Source organism: Aromatoleum anaerobium (genome assembly GCF_012910705.2).
Lineage (GTDB): Bacteria > Pseudomonadota > Gammaproteobacteria > Burkholderiales > Rhodocyclaceae > Aromatoleum > Aromatoleum anaerobium.
The window spans coordinates 193,110-213,336 of record NZ_WTVG02000040.1 but is presented as its reverse complement, the minus strand read 5'-3'; the positions used below and the strand labels follow the sequence as shown (position 1 = coordinate 213,336).

Here is a 20,227-nt window from a genome sequence, read left to right as displayed (position 1 = left end):
CTCGCGGCGCTAGCCGCTACGCTGCCCCTGAGGACGAACGTCCTTCCGGGGCTGCTCCGGCGGAGGGCGTGATGATCCTCCCTCCCGCAACCCTCGGCATGCTCGGTGGCGGCCAACTCGGCCGCTTCTTCGTTTCTGCCGCCCACGAAATGGGTTACCGCGTGTGGGTGCTCGATCCGGACCCGCACAGCCCGGCCGGCCTGATCGCCGACCGCCACCTCGTCGCTGCCTACGATGACTACGCCGCACTCGACGAACTCGCCGCAGCCTGTGCCGGGGTGACGACCGAGTTCGAAAACGTCCCGGCCGCGACCCTCGATTACCTCGCCAAATTCCTTTCGGTGCACCCTTCGGCGAGTGCCGTGGCGGTGTGCCAGAACCGCATTGCAGAGAAGACTTTTCTCGCCGACAACGGCCTGCCGCACGGCCCGTTCGCCGTGATCCGCAGCGAGGCCGAGGTCCGCGACGCCGACGCGGTCCTGTTCCCTGCGGTCCTCAAGGTGGCGCGCTTCGGCTACGACGGCAAGGGCCAGGCGCGCGTCGCGAACCCTGACGAAGCCTTGCACGCCTTCCACCAGTTCGGCGGCGAAGCCTGCGTGCTCGAGAAAATGCTGGACCTCGACTGCGAATTGTCAGTTGTCCTCGCGCGCGACGAGGCGGGCAACGTGCGCTCTTTCGATCCATCCGAAAACCGCCACCGCCATGGCATTCTCGACATCACCATCGCGCCGGCCGGGGTCGCCCCGGCGCTCCTCGCGCGGGCCCGCGAGGTCGCCGGGCAAATCGCCGGGAAGCTCGGCTATGTCGGCACGCTCGGCGTCGAATTCTTCGTCTGCGGCGGCGCACTTTACGTGAACGAAATGGCGCCGCGCCCGCACAACAGCGGCCATCACACGATCGATGCCTGCGTCACCAGCCAGTACGAGCAGCAGGTGAGGGCGCTGTGCGGGCTGCCGCTCGGCGAGCCGCGTGCGCACAGCGCGGCGGTGATGGTGAATCTGCTCGGCGAACTCTGGTATGACGGCGCGCACGTCGGCGGCACATACCGCGAGCCGGACTGGTCTGCGCTGCATGCGGTGCCGAATCTCCGCCTGCACCTGTACGCGAAGCATCACGCCCGCGCAGGGCGAAAGATGGGGCATTTCACCGTGATCGGCGACGACGCCGAAAAAGCGCTGGCCGTGGCGCTGCGGGCGCGAGCGGCGATCGGCATCCGCGATGACGAGCGCTGACACCGCTGCGGCAGTCCCGGACGACGAGATCCGTCGCGCCACCGAGCTGCTGCGCGCGGGCGAACTCGTCGGCATGCCGACCGAGACGGTCTACGGGCTCGCCGCTGATGCGCTCAATGTTGCCGCGGTCGGCAGGATCTTCGCCGCGAAAGGCCGCCCCGCCGACCACCCGCTGATCGTCCACCTGCCCGACGCCGGCCATCTCCCGCGCTGGGCGCGCGACATTCCGGATGATGCCCTCGCGCTCGCCCGCGCATTCTGGCCCGGACCGCTGACCCTCATCCTGAAGCGCCAGCACGGCGTGCCTGATGCCGTCACCGGCGGCCAGGACACGGTCGGCCTGCGCGTGCCGAACCACCCGGTCGCGCTCGCGCTGCTGCAGGCTTTCGATTCCGGCATCGCCGCGCCGTCCGCCAATCGCTTCGGGCGCATCAGCCCGACGACCGCCGAGCACGTGCGCCAGGAACTCGGCGACAAGGTCGCGCTGATCCTCGACGGCGGCCCGTGCGCAGTCGGCATCGAGTCCACGATCCTCGACCTGTCGCGCGACGTACCGGAGATCCTGCGCCCCGGCGCGATCGCCGCCGAAGACATCGCCCGCGTCATCGGTCGCCATCCCCGGTCCCGCGCGACGGCGGCCGACGAGGCCAGCGCCAGGACCGACAGCGATGGCGGCACCGACGAGGGCGAGCCCCGCGTATCGGGCTCGCTGTCGGCGCATTACGCGCCGCGCACGCCACTGCAGGTCGCACCCGCTTCGCACCTCGTTGAACTCGCGGCAACGCTCGCCGCCGAAGGAAGCCGTGTCGCCGTTCTTGCGCACCGCTGCGACGACCCGCAGGACGCGCGCCTGATCTGGCGCGCCGCGCCGATCGACGCTGCCGGCTATGCGCACGCGCTCTACGCGAACCTGCGCGACCTCGACGCCTGCGGCGCCGATTTCATCGTCGTCGAAACCCTGCCCGCAACCGAGGACTGGCAAGCGGTCAACGACCGCCTCGGCCGCGCCGCCGCCGGCTCCGGCGACGCAGACGAAACCTGAAAAATCCCTTTCAAAATGAAAACAGCACCGCTATAATTCGCCGCTCTTAAGGGCCGATAGCTCAGCTGGGAGAGCGCTGCGTTCGCAATGCAGAGGTCGAGGGTTCGATCCCCTTTCGGTCCACCAATTCCTCATGTCACCTCGTGGCAAGAAAGACCAAAACCCGCACAGCTAAAGGCTCTGCGGGTTTTTTCTTGTGTCAGGCAGTGTCACCAAGAAGCAAGCCATACCGTCAAAGGTGTCGGTACACCTGACGGTATCGCGCTACCCTTGACGGTATACCGTGAAAACGGACGCTGGGAAGGATGCCGCCATGCCACTGACCGACACCGCTGTACGTCAAGCCAAACCCGCCGAAAAGGCCCGCAAGCTCGCCGATGAGCGCGGGCTATACCTGCTGATTCAGCCGACCGGCGGCAAGCTGTGGCGGCTCGATTACCGCTTCGAGGGCAAGCGCAAGACGCTCGCCCTTGGTGCCTACCCGGATGTCAGCCTCGCCGCCGCCCGCAAGGGACGCGACCAGGCGCGGGAACAGCTCGCTGGCGGAGATGACCCCGGCCAAGTCCGCAAAGCCGAAAAGTTCGCCCGTGTTACGGCCGCGTCGAACTCGTTCGAGGCCATCGCCCGTGAGTGGTTTGCGCGCCAGCTTCCGAGCTGGGCGCCGTCGCACAGCTCCAAGGTGCTCGGCCTGCTCGAGCGCGATATCTTCCCCTGGCTGGGGAAGAGGCCCGCATCGGAGGTCAGCGCCGTGGAACTGCTCACCACCCTACGGCGAATCGAGGAGCGGGGCGCGGTCGACACGTCGCACCGTGCCAAGCAGACAGCCGGGCAGATCTTCCGCTATGCCATCGCCACTGGGCGCGCTGAGCGCGACCCGTCCGCGGATCTGCGCGGCGCACTGGCGCCGCCCAAGGGCAAGCACTTCGCCTCGATCACGGACACCGCCGAAGTGGGGGCACTGCTGCGGGCCGTGGAAGGTTTCACGGGGACGCTGATCGTTCGCAGTGCGCTGCGCCTGGCGCCGATGCTGTTCGTCCGCCCTGGCGAGCTGCGGCAAATGGAATGGACGGAGATCGAGCTCGACAAGGCCGAATGGTCGATTTCGGGCGAGAAGATGAAGACCCGCCGCGATCACCTTGTCCCGCTGCCGACGCAGGCGGTTGCAATCCTGCGTGACCTGGAACCCTTCACCGGGCAGGGGCGGTACGTCTTTCCCGGTGCGCGCACCCGGGCGCACCCCATGTCCAATGCCGCCATCAATGCCGCTTTACGACGCCTGGGATACGACACACGCACCGAGATCACCGGACACGGTTTCCGGGCCATGGCCCGGACGATCCTGCATGAGACCCTGGGCGTCGACGCAGCGGTGATCGAGCATCAGCTCGCGCACCGTGTGCCGGATGCCTTGGGCGCCGCGTACAACCGGACGAAGTTCCTGCCCCAGCGCAAGATGATGATGCAGCAGTGGGCGGACTACCTCGACCGCCTGCGAAAGGGGGCGGAAGTGGTACAGATCGACCAGGCACGTTTGAGATAGGAAACTCGAGCATGACCCAGCAGATACCTACTCCCCTATTCAAAATTCATGCATCTGTTGCAAAGTCTCATGACGGTTCATACCCGTTTGGTGGCGTCATGACGGGCCAGAATGGCGAATACTTAGCCACCGTACGAGGGCGTTTTCCAAAAGAATTCTTCGAACTGAAGAAAGCCCGTCGACGAGGGCGTCCGAGTAATCAGCCACGCAAAGTCGCAATACACCTTCACGAGAAGATGGCCCTCTGCGGTGCCGAGACCACAGGAGAATCCAAGACGAGCGCACGTGTCCGTGCCGCGCGGGCGCTGTGTCTAGGAGGAGATGACGAAAAAGAGGCTGCAAAGTACATCCGGACTCACGCAAGGCATGCCGGCGTTGAAGCAGCCCTCGACGGTTTTCAGAGCATTTTGACCTTTTCGGGCGATGCCGGCGGAGACGGGCGCTTGGCAATCGTGGTCAGAAAGGACGCAATCTTGGAATGGACTGGCAACGGTTTGCGGGTGAAAGGGCGTGTCTGGTTATGCCAATGGGGCGGCGGCCGTGCCGAACATGGAGACATTGACTGCTTCATCCCAATTGACAGCCCCCCGGCGTATGCGGCGGAGTGCGTCGCATCTATCATGTCCTGTCGTGACGAGGGGGGTAAAAATTAGCAGGTAAATCAGAAATTATTGCCGCTCCTCTCGGATTAAGCGGCTGAGCATCATCCGCCTCAACGAAGCGCCACCCGGCGCAAGGAGAGGCAACCGATGCAACCTCATAGCAGCACCATCCCCACAGCACTGTCGAATTTCGATAGCCTGCCCGACGCGGCAATGGTCGACGTAAAAACCGTCGCCGCAATCCTAGGCAAGTCTGAATCCTCAATCTGGCGTGATGCCAGAACCGGAAAACTTCAGCCGATTAAGACGGGCCCGGCCTGCACCCGCTGGAACGTCGGAGCGATCCGTCGTCACCTGGCTGCACTGTCGGGTGGTTCGGAATGAGCTCGCGCCTCGGCAAGATCGTCCCGCTCGACTACGCGGGCCAGCCTGTCCAGTTCGATCGGGAAGGTTGGTTCAATGCGACGGCCTCAGCCACGCGATTCGGAAAGAAGCCGATTGAATGGCTTCGGCTGCCGGAGACGGAGCGTTACGTCGACGCGCTGTGCCGAAAGTTCAAAGTGGGAAAATCCCACTTTGTAAGAACCCGCCGCGGCGGAAATACCAGACAGGCTTGTAATTCAGGAACATGGCTTCACCCGAAGCTCGGTGTTCCATTCGCTCGATGGCTGGACATCGATTTTTCAATCTGGTGTGACGAGCAGATTGACAACCTGCTCCGGGGCACGCACCCGCAACTCGATCAGGAGCGACTGCGCCGGGAAGCGGCCGCATCGTTCCGCGTGATGTCCGAAATCCTGCGGCTGACCCATGAGCTGCAGGGGAAGGCAGCCGAGTCGCGGCACTTCATCAACGAGGCGCGGCTCGTTGCCTGGGTATTGACCGGGGTTTTCAGATCCCTCGATCGGTCCGCGTTGAGCTCGGAAGACCTGGCGCTACTCGTTCAGGTCGAGGAGCGGAACGCGGTGCTGCTCGGCGCAGGGCTGGACTACGCGGAGCGGAAATGCGCGCTCGAAGTTTTCGCCACTGAGCACCGGGCCTTCACGCTGGCCGGGCCGGCGCGGCTGGAGGTTGCCGCATGAACGCGCCGATCCCCTACGAAAAACCCTCCCGGCAGGAGCGCCGGCAGAAACGGACCTGGAAGCGCAGGAAGATCGCCGCCGGCATGTCGGCGTGCTTGACCTACTCGCCCCTTCGCAGGCATGATCCATCTCGCCTGCAAACAACAGGCAACGGGATTGGCGTCCCGAATGATGACGGCGGACGATTCCGCCACCCAGGCGGATTTTTTACGTCCACCGCATGTGCTGCCGTTTCTATGGCTGGCGCTGCGGGAGAGCCGCAAGGCTCGCCGGTTCCGTTGTCCCGGTACGCCAATCCCGCACGCGCCAGCCGCCCCATTGGCGTGGGGATGCTGGCTCCAGACCAAACGACACGGAGCTTCAGCCATGCGTAATACCGCATCGGGCACGCACGCCCACACCCCGAATTCCCCCCGTTTCACCCTCGGCCCGTGGCGCAGCCTCGGACAACGCTTCATCGTCGCCGCTCATGGCGCCGGGCTACCTGTCTGCCAAGTCCTGCCCGCCGGTGTCGGCGTCGAGCAAGCCGACGCGAACGAGCATCTGATCGTCGCCGCGCCGGATCTGTTCGCCGCGCTGGCCGCGATCGTGGCCGATTGCGCGGGCGTGGGGCCTGACAACGCCGGTTATTACCTCGTGCACGACCTGTCGATTGAACAGGCGCGCGCTGCTCTCCGGATTGCACAGGAGGGCCGGTCATGAAAACCAACAATCCGACTGTCCTGGCTGCATGGAAATCCGTCAGCCGCGCCCATGGCACTGCCAACTTGGCGTATTCCTGCTTCACCGATTTGGGTGCGCTCTTCCAGGCGATTGCCGACTCCTCTAACGAAGGTTCGCAAGCCCACAAGCTGGCCAATATCGGAGGCTATCTGGCCTCTGATTGGGCAAGCACGCACGACAGCGAGAGAGAAGAGATGGAAAGGCACTTCGCCGTGTTGAGCGCGGCGCTGGAGATGCCGTCCATCAACAACGAGGGGAGTGGAAAATGAGCGCCGCTCCCGACTTGAGCAAGAAGAATGGCGTCGTGACCTTGGGTGCGGCCCGGCACGGTCTTCTGGTGGAAGCGGCTGCGGAAATCGCGGCGCTGTGCCTCGTGATGCATAGCACTCTTGATCCTGCATGCGAAATCGATTCGCGCGCCATGCGAGGCTTTGTCGCGCGGCTGCTCGACCTGTCGAACGCCGCTATCTCCGCCCTCGACGACGAACTAGAACGGACTACAGATATCGCGGGGCGCGTGCGGATCGCCCTCCCGGAGACAGGGGGCGATGCATGAAAACCCCCGCCATTCTCGCCGCGTTTGCAATCGGCGCTGGCGTCGCCAGACGGCAGTTCGCGGCCCCCACTCATCCCTCCCGCCGGCTGGCGCCGAACGTCGTCTGCCTCTTCACCGACGAGCGCCCGCCTGTCGCCAACCCTCCTCGCCGACGCGGACGGCTGCCGCGAAACGTCGTGCGCTTCACCAGCCGCCCGCGGCTGGCCATTGGCGACGTATGCGAACTGTGCCGCGGCGCACTGCCCGAGAACCACGGCAAGCAGGTGCAGGTGGTGGGCATCAGCGCCGATGGTTTTGCGGATATCGCCGCCCTCTCGATCCCGATGGAAACCTACGACGTTGCGACGGGCGAGCGCACCGGACAGGCCTGGCGTACGTGTATCCGAATCGACAACCTGCGCCGCATCCGGAAAGGAGATTGTCATGTCGCGCGCTAACTATCCTGAGAGTGCCGACCCGAGCCGGGCCGGGAATCGCCGCATGTCTGGCTCACCAATCTGCGGCGTGTTCGGAAAGCGGATTGCCATGCCGCACGGCAATTTCCAAAGGGGTGCAGAGCCTGCGCCCAGTGAGTTTCCTTCAAGGAAATGGTATGGACGCCTCCCGCCCCCCGTGAGCGCTGAACACGAGTTACCCACCGCGCCGGTCGCCTGCGGTGATAGAGGGACCTGCGGCGCCCGGCGCCGTGGATAACTCTGCGGGGGTGGTCGATCGAGAGGTGGACCCTCACGGGCCGACGGCATCAAAGTGCCAAGGTGGAAGATACGAAGATCTTCACAGGCAAACCGGAGGGTCCGAGATGAATGATAGCAAAACGGTCGTCGGCATCGACATTGCCAAGCGGGTGTTCCAGTTGCACTGGATCGACATGGAGACGGGAGAGATCGTGAGTTTGCCGCTCAAGCGCGAGAAGTTTCTCGAGCACTTCGCCAACCGGCAGCCCTGCCTGATCGGCATGGAGGCCTGCGGCGGCGCGCAGCACTGGGCGCGGAGCCTCACGGCGCTGGGGCACCAGGTCAAGCTTCTTCCTGGCAAGGCGGTCAAGCCCTTCGTGACGGGCAACAAGAATGACCGCCACGATGCGCGGGCGATCTGGACGGCGGTACAGCAGCCGCACGTCAAGGCCGTCGCCATCAAGAGCGAGGAACAGCAAGCGATCCTGGCGCTGCATCGCATGCGCAGCCAGCTGGTCAAGTTCCGCACCGCCCAGATCAACGGCCTGCGGGGATTGCTCACCGAATACGGCGAAGTCATGGCGCAGGGAAAAGCCGCCATCCGGAAGGGCATCACGCAAGCCCTGGCACGACTGTCGGATCGCCTGCCGGCGATCGTCATCGACACCCTGCGCGAGCAGTGGGCGCGCATCGAGAAGATGGATGCCGAGATCGCCACTATCGAGCGGCGCATCAAAGACTGGCTCAAGCAAGACGCTGCCTGCCGGCGCATTGCCGAGATTCCTGGCGTCGGGCCGCTGACCGCGACCGCCGCCGTCGCCATCATGGGCGATGCCAAGACCTTCAAGTCCGGGCGGGAGTTTGCCGCTTTCGCCGGACTGGTGCCACGACAGACCGGCACGGGCGGGCGAGTCAAATTGCTTGGCATCAGCAAGCGCGGCGACACCTACCTTCGAACGCTGCTCATCCACGGCGCCCGGGCGGTTCTTACGAACGCGAAGGATCCGGGCCCGTGGGTGACTGCATTACGCCAGCGCCGACCGCTCAACGTCGCGGTGGTGGCCTTGGCCAACAAGATGGCGCGGACGATCTGGGCGATTCTCGCTCATGAACGGACGTACCAAAGGGAGTTTGTGACTCAACCCGCGCAGGGCTGAAGCACAACGTCAATCAACCACTTTGAAGAAAGGAGTGGCCGCCGTAAAGGTTGCGAAGGTACGAAAACGTGTGATGGCAAACAGGTCAGACCGTGACCCGCCAAGCCTGTATGACGTTCCGGACTTCGAGTCCACCAAAGGAAATGAGGCGCGGGTCAGCGGATTCCATCAGGGCCAGCAGGCATCGGCCTGCACCACAGGCCGGATATAAAACTGCAGCCTATCTGTCCCAACACACCAAATCGTCCTTGCAAACGGGAGGCGTCCATATAAGCACGTCATGATCCCCGCCCCGAAAAGAGCCCCGCTGAAAACCGTCGCAATGAGCGGCGTCGTCCACGAAGGCCTCACCATCACCACCCTCGACGGCCGCCCCGCCCGCCTCGCCGTGATCGACGTTGACGGCAACATCCTCGAGGCCGGCGCCGCGGTAGAGCACGCGGCATGGAATGTCGCGATCGCGACGTACCGGAACTTCCTCGCCGGGCACGGGCATCTGCGCGTGCACACGAAGCCGCCCGAGCTGCATCTGCCGGATGGAGATAAGTGATGGCTCACGATAACTATCCCCGTGGGGCTGGCCTTGGCCGTGATGCCAACCCGCGTCAGCCCGGCTTGGTCGATTACGAATGGACGATGCAGTACGGCTCGCGCTCGCAGCGGCGCGAGATCGTGCGTCAGTTGAAGATGTACAAGCGCCAAGGCCAGCCCGGTGCCGAGAGGATGCTCGCGGACATGCAGGCTTTTGCAGCCGCTCGCACCAGCCGGGAATGGATGGTCTCGCTGCCGGGGCAGGAGCCGTTCCGGGTTGTCTGCCCGAAGCTCTCGACGGCGAACGAGATTTGCACTCAGTTTCCCGGTGCGGTTGTGGAGGCGCTCGATGGATTCTGAATTTCTGGGGGCCATCGCGGCGGCAGGCTTGGCGCCGCTCAAGCCCTTCGATCTGCCCGAGGGCAAGCTCGTGCGCTTTCGGGTGCAGGGTGACAAGGCCGGCAGCCGCAACGGCTGGGCGGTCTTGCACCGCCAGCCGGTCGCAGCCGGCGCCTTCGGTTCGTGGAAGACGGGCGAACACCACACCTGGCGCGCAAACAGCAACGAGACCATGACGCCCGCCGAGCGTGCCGAGCTGCAGCGCAAGCTGCAGGCCGCACAGCGCGCTCGATGTGACGAAGAGGCGCGCGTCAGAGCAGCGGCGGCAGCACGCGCGTTGAAGCTCTGGAACGGGGCGAAGCCGGCCACGGACGATAACTTGTACCTACGCGCCAAGGGCGTGCATGCGTTCGGACTGCGGGTGCTGCGCGACCAAATCATGGTGCCGGCGCGCGATGCGGAAGGGCGGCTCCACACGCTGCAGTTCATCAGCCCGGACGGCACCAAGCGCTTCCTCACCGGCGGGCGCCTCGCCGGCTGTTACTTCGCGATCGGCCGCCCGGCGGACGTGCTGCTGCTGGCCGAAGGGTACGCGACCGGCGCGACGCTCTACCAGGCGACGGGCAACGCGGTGGCGGTCGCCTTCAATGCAGGGAATTTGCTCCCGGTGGCCCGGGCTTTGCGGAGCAAGTTTCCGAGGCTGCGCTTCGTCGTATGCGCCGACGATGACCGCGAGACCAAGGGAAACCCCGGGGTGTCGGCGGCACATGCCGCAGCGAAGGCGGTAGGCGGACGCGTGGCGCTGCCGAAGTTCGGGGAGATGGCGCATGGGTAAGCTCACCGACTTCAATGACATGGCGCAGGTTGTCGGGCTCGATGCGGTGCGGGAAGTGGTCGCACAAGCGGTTCAGCCCGTGCAAACGCCGGCGCCGGAATGGCCGGACCCGATCCTGCCGGGGACGATCCGCACGCCCGATATCCCCGCCGACGTCCTGCCGAGCTGGCTGGGGGCGATGGCTGGCGCGGTCGCCGAATCCAGCCAGACGCCGCCTGCGCTGGCGGTCATGGTCGGCCTGTCCGTGCTCGCCACAGTGCTGCAACGGCGCTTCGAGGTGGCCCCCTTCGGCGACGATTACACCGAGCCGCTGGCGCTGTGGACGCTCACGGCATTGCCGAGCGGGGCGCGCAAGACGAGCGTCATCAAAGCGCTGACGGAGCCATTGCTGCACTGGGAGAAGGTCCAGCGCGACCGCATGCGTTCCGAGATCGTGCGCGTTTCGTCGGCGCGTGCGGTGGCAAAGAAGCGCATCGAGCGCCTCCTCGCCGAATCCGCCAAGGCCAAGGACGACGCCGAACGCGAAGGCTACCGCGCGGACATCCAGCGCGAGGAAGAGGCCATGCCCGAGGAGGTTTATGCGCCGCGCCTCTTCACCGGGGACGTGACGGGCGAGCGGCTGCAATCGCTGCTCGTGGAGCACGGCGAACGCATGGCCGTGCTGTCGGACGAGGGCGGCATCTTCGCGAACCTCGCCGGCCTCTACTCGGGCGGGCAGGCGAACAACGACGTGTATCTGCAGGGGCACGCCGGCACCGCGATGCGCGTGGATCGAGCGGGGCGGTCGGCGCACGTCGATAAGCCGGCCCTGTCGTTTGGCCTGGCGCTGCAGCCGGGCGTGCTGTCCGAGGCGGCCGGCTCGCGGCGCTTCCGGGATTCCGGCCTGCTGGCCCGCTTCCTCTACGCGATGCCGATCAGCAACGTCGGCAAGCGCGACGTGCGCCGCCATGTGCCGATCCCTCGCGCGGTGCGGGATGACTACGAGGCGGCAATCTTCCGCCTGCTCGAAGACATCCAGGTGCGGCCGGGCAAGCCGCGCGTGCTCGAAATGACCGACCCAGCGCGCGACCACTGGCTCGACTTCGCGCAGGAGATTGAGGACAACCAGGGCGAAGGCGGGCGGTACGAGTCCATCAGCGACTGGACCAGCAAGCTACCCGGCGCAGTCGCGCGCATCGCCGCGCTGCTCGAACTCGGGGAGATGGGACTTCACTCGGAGGCGGTCAGTCAGTCGGCGATGGAGCGGGCGGTGAAGCTCGGCTGCCTGCTGATTTCCCACGCGCAAGCCGCCTTCGGCCTGCTCGGCACCGATGCGACGGACACCGACGCGGCGGCCATCCTCAAATGGGTGCGTGCCAACGACCTGCAGGAGTTCAGCCGGCCGGATTGCCAGAAGGCGATGGAAGGGCGATTCCGCACCGTCGAGCGCCTGACCAAAGCCCTGCAGCGCCTGGAGCACCAGTACGTGGTGCGCTGCTACGAACGCCGCAACAAGGGCGCCAGAGCGACGCCGATGTGCGCGGTGAATCCGAAGGCTCTATCGACGTAGCCGGGATATTCGCCTAGAAGAAATTTTTAACCTTTTTTCTTTCTTATTAACACATTACGCCATAAGGCACATCGACTACCGAATATGTCGACTAACTCGAACAACCGGAATCCTCCCCATCTGAGTGAGAGCCGGTTGATCGACTTATTCGACTTATTCGACAGGGGGAAGGCGGACGGGTCACTGCTCGCGAAAGAGTGCCCATCAAGACAAACGGCCGGCTTCCTGGCCGCTACCAAGCCGACCGGCCCCGACGCAATCACTGCAAGGAGTTCGACATGACGCATCACCAGCAGGAAACCCGCCCCGAACAGCATTTCGCCCACTTCCTCACCGAAACCATGTTGGCGCTCGATACCGATCTGCAGCCCGTGTTCCTCGACTGGATGGCGGATCACCCGCAGATCGACGGCCGACTGGCGTTCGAAGTATGGATCGCGACCGCGGTTCCGGTGGATCTGTCCGACGCCGCCGAACTGCGCCGTGCCTACTTCGTGGCCGACCGTCGAGGCGACACCGTGACGGCTTCGGGGATGGAGGCCGAACTCAGAGAGTCGGGCCTCTTCGACGATATCGAAACGATGCGCGTCAAGGTCAAGGAGTTGATGGATCGTGCCCCCGGAATGCACTGGGTATGACCAGGGCAGCGGGCGCCTCACGCGAAACCGGGGGCCCCTGCACATCGCCGCCGAACACGGGTAACGGAGAGCGCGAGCCTTCGGTAGTGGCTGGCTTTCAAAATCAGGAAACAGGACACATCGATACGATGGATGACAGCACCATGACCATGACCGGCCTTGGCGAAGCCCTCGGGCTCTCCAAGGGGCAGATCAGCAAGCTCGCGGCCAAAGGCATGCCCACCGACAGCGTGGCAGCCGCTCGGGCGTGGCGAGCCGAGAACCTTCACCCGTCCTGGAGCCCGGAAGCGCGCGGCGAGGGCGGTGCGCACGGCGCCGCCAGTGCAAACGCCTCGGCCGAATTCCTGGCCTCGAGGGCGCGCAAGGAGACGGCGCAGGCTGAACTCGCCGAGATCGAGCTCGCCCGCGCCAAGCACGGCCTGTGCGAAGTCGAGCGCGTGCACCGCGCCCTGTACGCCGCGCACCGCATGCTGCGCGATCAACTCCTGTCGGTGCCGAACCGGCTGGCCGCGCAGGTGGTCGGGCTCACCCCGCAGGCGGCTGCCGAGCTCATGCGTGCGGAGATCCGCCGATGCCTGGAGGAATTCAGCCAGTTGAACGACGAGACGTTGGCCCGGATTGCCGAACAGGAGGATGGAAAGTGACGCTGCAGCCCGCTTGCCGGTGCCTCGTTGCCCCCGACACGACCCCCGTTCATCGCTCGATTTCGTCCCCCGCATCGAGCGCAGGGCCGGCGCGACACGGCGCCCGGCAACGAATGATCACAGGTGACCGCGCAGAATGAAACTGAACGGAACCCTCGAAGACCTGGGCGCCGTCATGGGCACCGAAGCGGCGATGCGCCTGGTCGCGGTCTTCGGCGGTGGCCAGTTGTACGTTCCCATGATGGCCGATGCGGAGCACCCGATCGCGCTGGTAGTCGGCAGGACTCCGTTCCGGCACCTGGTCGCTACCTTGAGGGGTGAAACGATATCGGTACCCGCCGCGGGGGAGTTCATGCGCCTGCGTCGCGTGCGCCAAGTCGTGCGCCTGCTCGCCGATGGCGTGACCGTGGAAGAACTCGCCCGGCGCTTTGACTACACGCCGAGGACGATCAGGAACATCCGCAACGAGGGCGCCCGGATGCGCCTGATCGGGCGATGCCTGCCGCACGACTGACCGCACGGAAATTCCCCCACAGGCGCCAGCACGTCGAAGGTGAAAGACTGCATCCAACCCTCATCAGGATGCAGCCATGCCCATTACCCAATCCGATATTGACAGCCTGAACGGCGCCATTGCCCACGGCGAGCGCCTGGTGCGATTCAGCGACGGACGCACGGTGGAATACCGCTCGGTTTCCGAACTCATCCTCGCCCGTGACGATCTGCAGCGCCAACTCGCCGCGGGTCAATCGCGCCCCCGGCGCGCCTACCTCGCTCAAGGCGGGAGGGGCTACTGATGGCCCGCAAGCGCACCCGCCGCCCCACAGCCACGGCCGCCCCGGTGCACACCGCCGCGGATGCCCCGTTCGTTGCCCGTGCCCAGTACGACGCTGCCGGGCAGGGCCGGCGCATGCGGGGCTGGCGCGCCCCCAGCACCGGACCCAATCGCGCCACGGCCGGCCTCGAAACCATCCGCAACCGCACCCGCGATGCCGTACGCAACGACTGGAGCGCAGCGGCCGGCGCCCGTTCCTTGGTCACCAACCTGATCGGCTCGGGCATTGTTCCGCGCCCGCGCACCACCGACCCAAAGCTCAAGGCGAAGCTGATCGAGCTGTGGGATTCGTGGGTGCGCGAGGCCGACGCTGACGGCGTGCTCGACTTCTACGGCCTGCAGACGCTCGCCACGCGATCGTGGATCACCTCGGGGGAAGTCTTCTTTCGCCTGCGCCCTCGGCGTCGCGACGACGGCCTTACCGTGCCGCTGCAGGTCCAGCTCATCGAGTCGGACATGGTGCCGACGATCGACCGCCCATTGCCGGCCGGCAACGTCATCCGCTCCGGCATCGAGTTCAACCGCATCGGCCGCCGCGTCGCCTACTGGGTGTACCGCACTCATCCGGGCGACCAGGTCTTCGGCGCCGCGAACTTCTCCGAACTGGTGCGCGTGCCGGTCGACCAGATGCGGCACATGTTCGAGCCGCTGCGGCCGGGCCAGCTTCGCGGCGTGTCCGACCTCGCGCCGGTGCTGGCCAAGCTGCGCGGCGTGATGGATTTCGACGACGCGGTGCTCGAGCGCCAGCGCCTGGCCAACCTCTTCACGCTCTTCGTCACCCGACCGACCCCTACCGGGCCGATGCCGATCGATGTGACCACCGGCCAGCCCTACAGCGCAACCGAAAGCGATGGCTCGCCGGTCATCATGATGGAGCCCGGACTCGTGCAGGAGCTCGCGCCGGGCGAGGACGTGAAGTTTTCCGAGCCGCCGGACTCGGGGGCGAACTACAGCGAATTCGTCCGTGCCCAGCACCTCGGCGTCTCGGCTGGGCAGGGGCTGCCGTATGAACTGCTGACCGGCGACCTCAAGGACGTGTCCGATCGCAGCCTGCGCATCATCCTCAACGAGTTCCGCCGGCACTGCGGACAGCGGCAATGGCAGATCATCATTCCGATGCTGTGCCAGCCCGTGCGCGACGCCTGGGCCGTCCATGCAGGGCTGGGCGGCCACCTCTCGGGGGCCGAAGTCCGGGAGGCGAAGCGGGTCACCTGGGCGCCCGAGGCGTGGGCCTACATTCACCCGGTGCAGGATGTCCAGGCGAAGCGAATCGAAGTCGAGGCTGGTTTCCGTGCCCGCAGCCAAGTGATCGCCGCGACCGGCGAAGACCCCGACGAAGTCGACAAGCTCCGGGCCGAGGATGCCGAACGCGACAGGCGCGTCAGGCCTGCCGGGGGTTCCGGCCGCGGGGCGTGATCCCGCATGAAGGGATTGTCACACGGTGGCCTGGTCGCCTTGCGGGCGGCGCAGGCCGGGCTCGCTCCGGACTCCGACCTGCCGGTTGACCGATGGTCCGACGCCAACATGGTCCTGCCGCAGGGCAAGAGCGCGGAGCCGGGACGCTATCGCACCGAGCGCACGCCGTTCGCCCGCCAGATCATGCGCTGCCTGTCACCGTCGCATCCGTGCCGGCGCGTGGTCGTGGAAGGGCCGAGCCAGTTGCTCAAGACGCAGACCGCGATCAACTGGCTGGGGTCGATCATCTGTCAGGCGCCCGCCAACGTGCTGGCGCTACTGCCTACCGATAAGATCGCCAAGCGCGTCTCCGCCCGCATCGCCGATGCCATCAAGCTGGTGCCGGCGATGCGCGCCCGCGTGGCCGCCCCCCGCAGCCGGGACAGCCGCAACACCACCGACACGAAGGAGTTCGACGGCGGCGTGCTCTACATCACCACCGCCGGCAGCGCCTCGAACCTGGCGGAAATTCCGGCGCGCTACGTCTATGGCGACGAGATCGGCCGATGGGAAGGCAACGTCGGCGGTGAAGGCGACCCGGTCGAGCTGGCCGAAACCCGTACCAGCACGTTCGAATACAACGCCAAGATCCTGCTCACCAGCTCCCCGACGGTCGAGGGCTTGAGCCGCATCGACGCGCTGTACAACCAGGGCACGCGCAACCGCTACTGGATCGCGTGCCCGCATTGCGACACGCACCAGGTGCTCGAATGGAGTGTTGCCGTCAGGGACGCCACGGGCCAAACGGCGCACGGCGGAATCCACTGGGACCACGACGAACTGCCCTCGCGCGCCTGGTACGTCTGCCCGCATTGCGGCTGCGAGATCGAGGAGGCCGACAAGGCGCGCTTCCTGCCCGACTGCGAAATGGGCGGCACCGCGGAGTGGCGCCCGGAACAGGTCGGCGACGGCCAGACCGAAAGCTTCCACCTCAACGCCTTGTATGCGCCGCTTGGATTCGTGAGCTGGCTATCCCTCGCGCGCCAGTACCTCAAGGCGAAGAAGAAGCTCGATCAGGGCGACCCCGAGCCGATGCAGGTTTTCGTCAACACCCGGCTCGCCAAGGCCTGGGATGCGGCGGTGTCGTCGACCAAGGCCGACGAGCTGCGCGCGCGCGCCGAATCCTATCCGCTGGGGATCGTCCCGCTCGGCGGCCTGGCGCTCACGGCTGCGGTGGACACGCAACCGAGCCGGCTGGAACTCGAAATCAAGGCCTGGGGCGAGGGGCTGGAGAACTGGGTGGTCGCTTACCGCGTGCTGTGGGGCGACCCGACGCAGGAAGACGTGTGGCGCCGCCTGGATGAAATCCTGAATACGCCGGTGCTCAACCATCGCGGCGTGCCGATGCGCATTGCTGCGTGCTGCATCGATACCGGCGGATCGAACACGCAGGACGTCTACAACTTCGTCCGGCACCGGCGGCACCGCAACATCCTCGGCATCAAGGGTGCGTCCAAACCGAACCGCCCCGTAATGGCTTCGCGCCCGGTCAAGGTGGATGTCTCGTGGCGCGGCAGCACCGTCAATGACGGCGCCGAGCTGTGGTTCGTCGGTACAGACGTGGCAAAGGACTGGATACACGGCCGCCTGCCGCTCACAAGCGGCCCGGGCGCCTGCCACTTCTCGACGCAACTGCCGGACGAATACTTCGATCAGTTGGTCGCGGAAAAGAAGCTCGTGCGCTACCTCAAGGGCCATGCCAAGGCGGAATGGGTAAAGAAACCCGGCGACCGTAACGAAGCGCTCGACACCTTCGTCTATAACCTCGCCGGCGTGTACTACCTCGGGCTGCATGCCTACACGGCGCAGGAGTGGGCGAGGGTGCGCCAGAAGGTCGAGCCGCTGCAGTCCGACATGTTCCTCTCTGCGCCGCCTTCGGTTCCCGTTGCGGAAGGGACCGCGCCGACCGCCACCCCTTCCACCCAAGCGCCCACCCAGCCGCCGGCCGATGGCGAGCTGTCAGGGCCCGCACCTGTGCTGCCGCCCAAGCTCCGCGAGCACAACCCGCCAGCCGTGGCGCCACGCCCGCAGCGGCGCGCCACCCGAAGCGCCTATCTCAGCCGATAACCAGGGAGCGACAACCATACAAACCAACCTCATCGACGACATCGGCGCCGCCATCGGCACCACCGCCACGCTGCGCCTGCTCGCGCTCTTCGGCGGCACGCGGCTCTACGTCCCCGAAACCATCGAGGCCGACCACGTCATCGTCCGCGCCCTCGGCCTCGAGGCCGCGTTGCGCCTGTCCGCCGCGTTCGGACGCGAGCAGCTCGACCTCGCCGGCGCCGAGGATTTCCACCGCCTGCGGCGCGTGCGCCGCGTCGCCGGGCTCCTGCGCGCCGGCACAGGCGCCCGCGACGTCGCCGACCTGGTCGGCGTCAGCACCAAGCAGGTCGGGCGCTGCCGCGCCGAGGCCGAAGCGATCGGCCTGCTCCCGATGGTGTTCAGCACGCCATAAAGGACGCCGTAACGCGGAAATTCCTCCACAGGCGCCCGCGGCGCGGCGATGGAATGATGGGCTTCCCTCCTCAAGGACAGACCATGCCTCCTGCCATCAAGACCAAGGCTGAATCGCTGCAAGACGAGATCGCCAAAGTGAACCGCCAAATCGCGGCACTCGACGAGCACATTGCTGCGCTGTCGGCCGAATACGCCGAGATCCGCCTGCCGCAAAACTACCAGGGCGCCGCCACCTCCGCCCACCTCCGTGCGCAAGAAATCGCCGCCACCCTGAGCCGCGAGCAGGCGACCGTCGACGACCTGCGTAACTTCAAGCTCCCGGATCTGGAAAAGCGCCTGGCCTTCTGCCTCAAGACCGAGAGCGCGGAAAGCGACATCAAGGCGGCACGCACGGCACATGCTGCAGCGCACGCCGAATCGCAATCCATCGCCGTGCGCCGCAACCAGGTCGCCGCCAAGCTGACGGCACTTCAATCACAGCTCGCGAGCGCATCCGAGCAAACGGACGCCGCGGCAAAGGCTGCCGCAGAGGTGTATGCACAAGCTGTTGCCAGTGGCGACGAGAAAGCCCAGAAGACAGCCGATGCAGCCCTCAAAGCCGCGCAGGATACGGTTGAGGCCACGCAGCGCCAACGTGTCGTGCTCGACGCGCTGCAGGCCGAAACCGCAAAACTCGATGACTTGGACGCCGCTGCGAAAGAGCGTGCGAAGGAAGCGCGATTCCAGATGGGAACCGCCATCGAAGCCAAATACGCCGCCCAGTGGGATGACGTTGTCGAGCAGCTTTCCCTGATCGGCGCCCGTATCGTCGCGGCGCGATCCCTGGCCGGGACGGACGCCCACTACCTGTTCCGCAAACTCAATATCGACCGCCTGGCGCCGAACGCAGGCAGCCTGACCGGCCGGAGCATCAGGCGGCTGGTAGAAGAAATCACCCTGCCGGAAGCGACGGAGGGGGTTGAACATGCCTGCCAATAAGCGCGGTCACATTCCAATGGTCCTCTCTGCCCCCGTTGACGAGGCAGAGAAACGCCCGGTCATGATGCGATTCACGCGGGAGAAAGATGTGGCCGACAGCTTGAGCCCGAGCGGCCAGCAGGGTGCAGCCGAACCTCTTGGCGAAGGGGCGGAGGGTTGTGGTTTGTCCGCCCCCGGCGCCGCCCGTAACCCGGAGGCATCATGACGACAATCAGCAACAAGGTCCGCTACTACCGCTCCGACATGGCCGGCGCGCCGGTGCTGTCCGGCACGGCCGGCGCGCTGATCAGCGTGCTCGACGCCTGCCTCGTCGACGGCTGGGACGTGCGCGTGATCAACTCTCTGACGGTCGCCGACGGCATCGCCACCGCGCAGATCAGCGCCGGTCACTTCTACGGGGAGGGCGACGTGATCCGCGTCGCCGGTGCGACCCCTGCCGCGCTCAACGGCGCCTGGCGGCTCGCCTCGGTGACGGGGTCGACGGCGGTATGGTCGGTCGCCGGACTCGGCATTGCCGCCGGCAGCGCGACCGGCACGATCACCGCGATGCGGGCACCCGCGGGATGGGAGAAAGTGTTTGCGGCGACCAATACGGCGGTCTATCGCGGCTTGGACGTTGCGGGCCTGCGTCACTTTGTGCGAGTCGACGACACTGGCACCACCACGGCGCGCCTGCGCGGGTTCGAGGAGATGAGCGACGCCGACACCGGTACGGGGCCGTACCCCACGGACACGCAGCTATCCGGCGGACTGTGGGTCGGTAAATCGTACGCCGCCTCTGGAACCGCCAGGCCGTGGCGTTTGGTAGCGGACGGCCGCCGGTTCGCGATTTTCTCTGCGCCGTACTACTCGAACCTCTTTAATCACGCGACATTCGGAGATCTGCTCGGGGCTGCAGCCGGGGATGCGTACGCGTCCCTGTGCAGCGGGCCATACTCTTCGGGGGAGGCAATTACGATGTACACCGGGCAGACTCCACGCAGCGGGAACCTACCGCACTCCCGAACCGGCAACTCGACAAACGGAGTGTTCCTGGCCCGGAACGGAGCAGGAGTGGCAGGGGCGGTGTTGGCGAAACCGATATTCGCGGGAAGCTATGTCACCGGCGCCGCGAGCTATGCGACGCCAATATCTGGCGACGCGCTGCCGAGCGAGCCGGTGCAGATCCTCGAAAACGACAGTACAGCAGGCATCCCCCGCGGTGTTGCGCCGCAAGTGCGACACCTGCCTTTCAGCGCTGGCTCGTACGAAGGCCTACGTGGCGTGCCGGGCGATGGCCTGCGAATCGTCGCCGCTCACAACTGCTTCTACGCAATCGACCTCGGCGCCAACGGCAAATGGGACTGACGGGGACA

The 20,227-nt window shown here is 65.9% G+C and carries 24 protein-coding genes and 1 tRNA gene; all 25 read left to right on the top strand.

Annotation, left to right across the window (positions count from 1 at the left end; genetic code table 11):
* Window positions 1-71: 71 nt before the first annotated feature.
* The 25 genes from GO606_RS16615 to GO606_RS16495 all read left to right on the top strand — a co-directional run bounded on the left by GO606_RS16615 (window position 72) and on the right by GO606_RS16495 (window position 20,219).
* Window positions 72-1,232: a 5-(carboxyamino)imidazole ribonucleotide synthase gene (locus GO606_RS16615; protein ID WP_169119879.1), complete on the top strand. Its 1,161-nt coding sequence runs from the start codon at window positions 72-74 to the stop codon at window positions 1,230-1,232.
* On the top strand, window positions 1,219-2,274 hold the full coding sequence (locus GO606_RS16610) for an L-threonylcarbamoyladenylate synthase (protein ID WP_169119880.1): 1,056 nt from the start codon (window positions 1,219-1,221) through the stop codon (window positions 2,272-2,274). The genes GO606_RS16615 and GO606_RS16610 overlap by 14 nt, the downstream gene beginning before the upstream one ends.
* A gap of 50 nt (window positions 2,275-2,324) precedes the next feature.
* Window positions 2,325-2,400: transfer RNA gene (locus tag GO606_RS16605), tRNA-Ala, on the top strand.
* A 187-nt stretch (window positions 2,401-2,587) separates the two neighbouring features.
* Complete coding sequence (locus GO606_RS16600; protein WP_169119881.1) at window positions 2,588-3,814, top strand: tyrosine-type recombinase/integrase; 1,227 nt, start codon at window positions 2,588-2,590, stop codon at window positions 3,812-3,814.
* Window positions 3,815-3,825: 11 nt separating this feature from the next.
* Entirely contained in the window at window positions 3,826-4,467 is a 642-nt protein-coding gene (locus tag GO606_RS16595; RefSeq protein WP_169119882.1) for a hypothetical protein, read from the top strand.
* A 96-nt stretch (window positions 4,468-4,563) separates the two neighbouring features.
* Window positions 4,564-4,800 carry a helix-turn-helix transcriptional regulator gene (locus GO606_RS16590; protein WP_169119883.1) on the top strand — a complete coding sequence of 79 codons (237 nt, stop codon included), beginning with the start codon at window positions 4,564-4,566 and terminating at the stop codon, window positions 4,798-4,800.
* Window positions 4,797-5,498: a KilA-N domain-containing protein gene (locus tag GO606_RS16585; RefSeq protein WP_169119884.1), complete on the top strand. Its 702-nt coding sequence runs from the start codon at window positions 4,797-4,799 to the stop codon at window positions 5,496-5,498. Before GO606_RS16590 ends, GO606_RS16585 begins: the two co-directional genes overlap by 4 nt.
* Before the next feature lie 366 nt (window positions 5,499-5,864).
* Window positions 5,865-6,200: a hypothetical protein gene (locus tag GO606_RS16580; protein WP_169119885.1), complete on the top strand. Its 336-nt coding sequence runs from the start codon at window positions 5,865-5,867 to the stop codon at window positions 6,198-6,200.
* Window positions 6,197-6,490 carry a hypothetical protein gene (locus GO606_RS16575; protein WP_169119886.1) on the top strand — a complete coding sequence of 98 codons (294 nt, stop codon included), beginning with the start codon at window positions 6,197-6,199 and terminating at the stop codon, window positions 6,488-6,490. The genes GO606_RS16580 and GO606_RS16575 overlap by 4 nt, the downstream gene beginning before the upstream one ends.
* Window positions 6,487-6,777, top strand: coding sequence for a hypothetical protein (locus GO606_RS16570; RefSeq protein ID WP_169119887.1), 291 nt, complete (start codon window positions 6,487-6,489; stop codon window positions 6,775-6,777). The genes GO606_RS16575 and GO606_RS16570 overlap by 4 nt, the downstream gene beginning before the upstream one ends.
* A complete protein-coding gene (locus GO606_RS16565) occupies window positions 6,774-7,214 on the top strand; it encodes a hypothetical protein (protein ID WP_169119888.1) in 441 nt (146 codons plus the stop codon). Before GO606_RS16570 ends, GO606_RS16565 begins: the two co-directional genes overlap by 4 nt.
* A gap of 362 nt (window positions 7,215-7,576) precedes the next feature.
* Window positions 7,577-8,608, top strand: a complete 1,032-nt coding sequence (locus tag GO606_RS16560) for an IS110 family RNA-guided transposase (protein WP_169120919.1) — start codon at window positions 7,577-7,579, stop codon at window positions 8,606-8,608.
* A 322-nt stretch (window positions 8,609-8,930) separates the two neighbouring features.
* Window positions 8,931-9,158 (top strand): hypothetical protein, encoded by a 228-nt coding sequence (locus GO606_RS16555; protein WP_211166799.1) that lies wholly within the window; start codon window positions 8,931-8,933, stop codon window positions 9,156-9,158.
* A complete protein-coding gene (locus GO606_RS16550) occupies window positions 9,158-9,499 on the top strand; it encodes a hypothetical protein (protein ID WP_169120104.1) in 342 nt (113 codons plus the stop codon). The genes GO606_RS16555 and GO606_RS16550 overlap by 1 nt, the downstream gene beginning before the upstream one ends.
* Window positions 9,489-10,313, top strand: a complete 825-nt coding sequence (locus GO606_RS16545) for a toprim domain-containing protein (RefSeq protein ID WP_169120102.1) — start codon at window positions 9,489-9,491, stop codon at window positions 10,311-10,313. Before GO606_RS16550 ends, GO606_RS16545 begins: the two co-directional genes overlap by 11 nt.
* The gene (locus GO606_RS16540) at window positions 10,306-11,862 is read left to right on the top strand and encodes a DUF3987 domain-containing protein (RefSeq protein ID WP_169120100.1); all 1,557 of its coding nucleotides are present in this window, start codon (window positions 10,306-10,308) and stop codon (window positions 11,860-11,862) included. Before GO606_RS16545 ends, GO606_RS16540 begins: the two co-directional genes overlap by 8 nt.
* Before the next feature lie 278 nt (window positions 11,863-12,140).
* Complete coding sequence (locus GO606_RS16535; protein WP_169120098.1) at window positions 12,141-12,500, top strand: hypothetical protein; 360 nt, start codon at window positions 12,141-12,143, stop codon at window positions 12,498-12,500.
* 128 nt (window positions 12,501-12,628) lie between these two features.
* Window positions 12,629-13,144, top strand: a complete 516-nt coding sequence (locus GO606_RS16530) for a hypothetical protein (protein ID WP_169120096.1) — start codon at window positions 12,629-12,631, stop codon at window positions 13,142-13,144.
* Between the two features lie 136 nt (window positions 13,145-13,280).
* Window positions 13,281-13,658 (top strand): helix-turn-helix domain-containing protein, encoded by a 378-nt coding sequence (locus GO606_RS16525; RefSeq protein WP_169120094.1) that lies wholly within the window; start codon window positions 13,281-13,283, stop codon window positions 13,656-13,658.
* 76 nt (window positions 13,659-13,734) lie between these two features.
* Window positions 13,735-13,941 (top strand): phage head-tail joining protein, encoded by a 207-nt coding sequence (locus GO606_RS16520; RefSeq protein ID WP_169120092.1) that lies wholly within the window; start codon window positions 13,735-13,737, stop codon window positions 13,939-13,941.
* Window positions 13,941-15,395 (top strand): phage portal protein, encoded by a 1,455-nt coding sequence (locus tag GO606_RS16515; RefSeq protein WP_169120090.1) that lies wholly within the window; start codon window positions 13,941-13,943, stop codon window positions 15,393-15,395. The genes GO606_RS16520 and GO606_RS16515 overlap by 1 nt, the downstream gene beginning before the upstream one ends.
* A 6-nt stretch (window positions 15,396-15,401) precedes the next feature.
* Window positions 15,402-17,501 (top strand): phage terminase large subunit family protein, encoded by a 2,100-nt coding sequence (locus GO606_RS16510; RefSeq protein ID WP_169120088.1) that lies wholly within the window; start codon window positions 15,402-15,404, stop codon window positions 17,499-17,501.
* Window positions 17,383-17,892 (top strand): hypothetical protein, encoded by a 510-nt coding sequence (locus GO606_RS16505; RefSeq protein ID WP_169120075.1) that lies wholly within the window; start codon window positions 17,383-17,385, stop codon window positions 17,890-17,892. Before GO606_RS16510 ends, GO606_RS16505 begins: the two co-directional genes overlap by 119 nt.
* Before the next feature lie 83 nt (window positions 17,893-17,975).
* Window positions 17,976-18,872: a coiled-coil domain-containing protein gene (locus tag GO606_RS16500; protein WP_169120086.1), complete on the top strand. Its 897-nt coding sequence runs from the start codon at window positions 17,976-17,978 to the stop codon at window positions 18,870-18,872.
* 201 nt (window positions 18,873-19,073) lie between these two features.
* A complete protein-coding gene (locus GO606_RS16495; RefSeq protein ID WP_169120084.1) occupies window positions 19,074-20,219 on the top strand; it encodes a hypothetical protein in 1,146 nt (381 codons plus the stop codon).
* Window positions 20,220-20,227: the final 8 nt, after the last annotated feature.

Bases quoted from the DNA above. Each gene is read 5' to 3' on its own strand.
- GO606_RS16615 (WP_169119879.1), top strand. From the start codon at position 72: ATGATCCTCCCTCCCGCAACCCTCGGCATGCTCGGTGGCGGCCAACTC.
- GO606_RS16610 (WP_169119880.1), top strand. From the start codon at position 1,219: ATGACGAGCGCTGACACCGCTGCGGCAGTCCCGGACGACGAGATCCGT.
- GO606_RS16600 (WP_169119881.1), top strand. From the start codon at position 2,588: ATGCCACTGACCGACACCGCTGTACGTCAAGCCAAACCCGCCGAAAAG.
- GO606_RS16595 (WP_169119882.1), top strand. From the start codon at position 3,826: ATGACCCAGCAGATACCTACTCCCCTATTCAAAATTCATGCATCTGTT.
- GO606_RS16590 (WP_169119883.1), top strand. From the start codon at position 4,564: ATGCAACCTCATAGCAGCACCATCCCCACAGCACTGTCGAATTTCGAT.
- GO606_RS16585 (WP_169119884.1), top strand. From the start codon at position 4,797: ATGAGCTCGCGCCTCGGCAAGATCGTCCCGCTCGACTACGCGGGCCAG.
- GO606_RS16580 (WP_169119885.1), top strand. From the start codon at position 5,865: ATGCGTAATACCGCATCGGGCACGCACGCCCACACCCCGAATTCCCCC.
- GO606_RS16575 (WP_169119886.1), top strand. From the start codon at position 6,197: ATGAAAACCAACAATCCGACTGTCCTGGCTGCATGGAAATCCGTCAGC.
- GO606_RS16570 (WP_169119887.1), top strand. From the start codon at position 6,487: ATGAGCGCCGCTCCCGACTTGAGCAAGAAGAATGGCGTCGTGACCTTG.
- GO606_RS16565 (WP_169119888.1), top strand. From the start codon at position 6,774: ATGAAAACCCCCGCCATTCTCGCCGCGTTTGCAATCGGCGCTGGCGTC.
- GO606_RS16560 (WP_169120919.1), top strand. From the start codon at position 7,577: ATGAATGATAGCAAAACGGTCGTCGGCATCGACATTGCCAAGCGGGTG.
- GO606_RS16555 (WP_211166799.1), top strand. From the start codon at position 8,931: ATGAGCGGCGTCGTCCACGAAGGCCTCACCATCACCACCCTCGACGGC.
- GO606_RS16550 (WP_169120104.1), top strand. From the start codon at position 9,158: ATGGCTCACGATAACTATCCCCGTGGGGCTGGCCTTGGCCGTGATGCC.
- GO606_RS16545 (WP_169120102.1), top strand. From the start codon at position 9,489: ATGGATTCTGAATTTCTGGGGGCCATCGCGGCGGCAGGCTTGGCGCCG.
- GO606_RS16540 (WP_169120100.1), top strand. From the start codon at position 10,306: ATGGGTAAGCTCACCGACTTCAATGACATGGCGCAGGTTGTCGGGCTC.
- GO606_RS16535 (WP_169120098.1), top strand. From the start codon at position 12,141: ATGACGCATCACCAGCAGGAAACCCGCCCCGAACAGCATTTCGCCCAC.
- GO606_RS16530 (WP_169120096.1), top strand. From the start codon at position 12,629: ATGGATGACAGCACCATGACCATGACCGGCCTTGGCGAAGCCCTCGGG.
- GO606_RS16525 (WP_169120094.1), top strand. From the start codon at position 13,281: ATGAAACTGAACGGAACCCTCGAAGACCTGGGCGCCGTCATGGGCACC.
- GO606_RS16520 (WP_169120092.1), top strand. From the start codon at position 13,735: ATGCCCATTACCCAATCCGATATTGACAGCCTGAACGGCGCCATTGCC.
- GO606_RS16515 (WP_169120090.1), top strand. From the start codon at position 13,941: ATGGCCCGCAAGCGCACCCGCCGCCCCACAGCCACGGCCGCCCCGGTG.
- GO606_RS16510 (WP_169120088.1), top strand. From the start codon at position 15,402: ATGAAGGGATTGTCACACGGTGGCCTGGTCGCCTTGCGGGCGGCGCAG.
- GO606_RS16505 (WP_169120075.1), top strand. From the start codon at position 17,383: ATGGCGAGCTGTCAGGGCCCGCACCTGTGCTGCCGCCCAAGCTCCGCG.
- GO606_RS16500 (WP_169120086.1), top strand. From the start codon at position 17,976: ATGCCTCCTGCCATCAAGACCAAGGCTGAATCGCTGCAAGACGAGATC.
- GO606_RS16495 (WP_169120084.1), top strand. From the start codon at position 19,074: ATGACGACAATCAGCAACAAGGTCCGCTACTACCGCTCCGACATGGCC.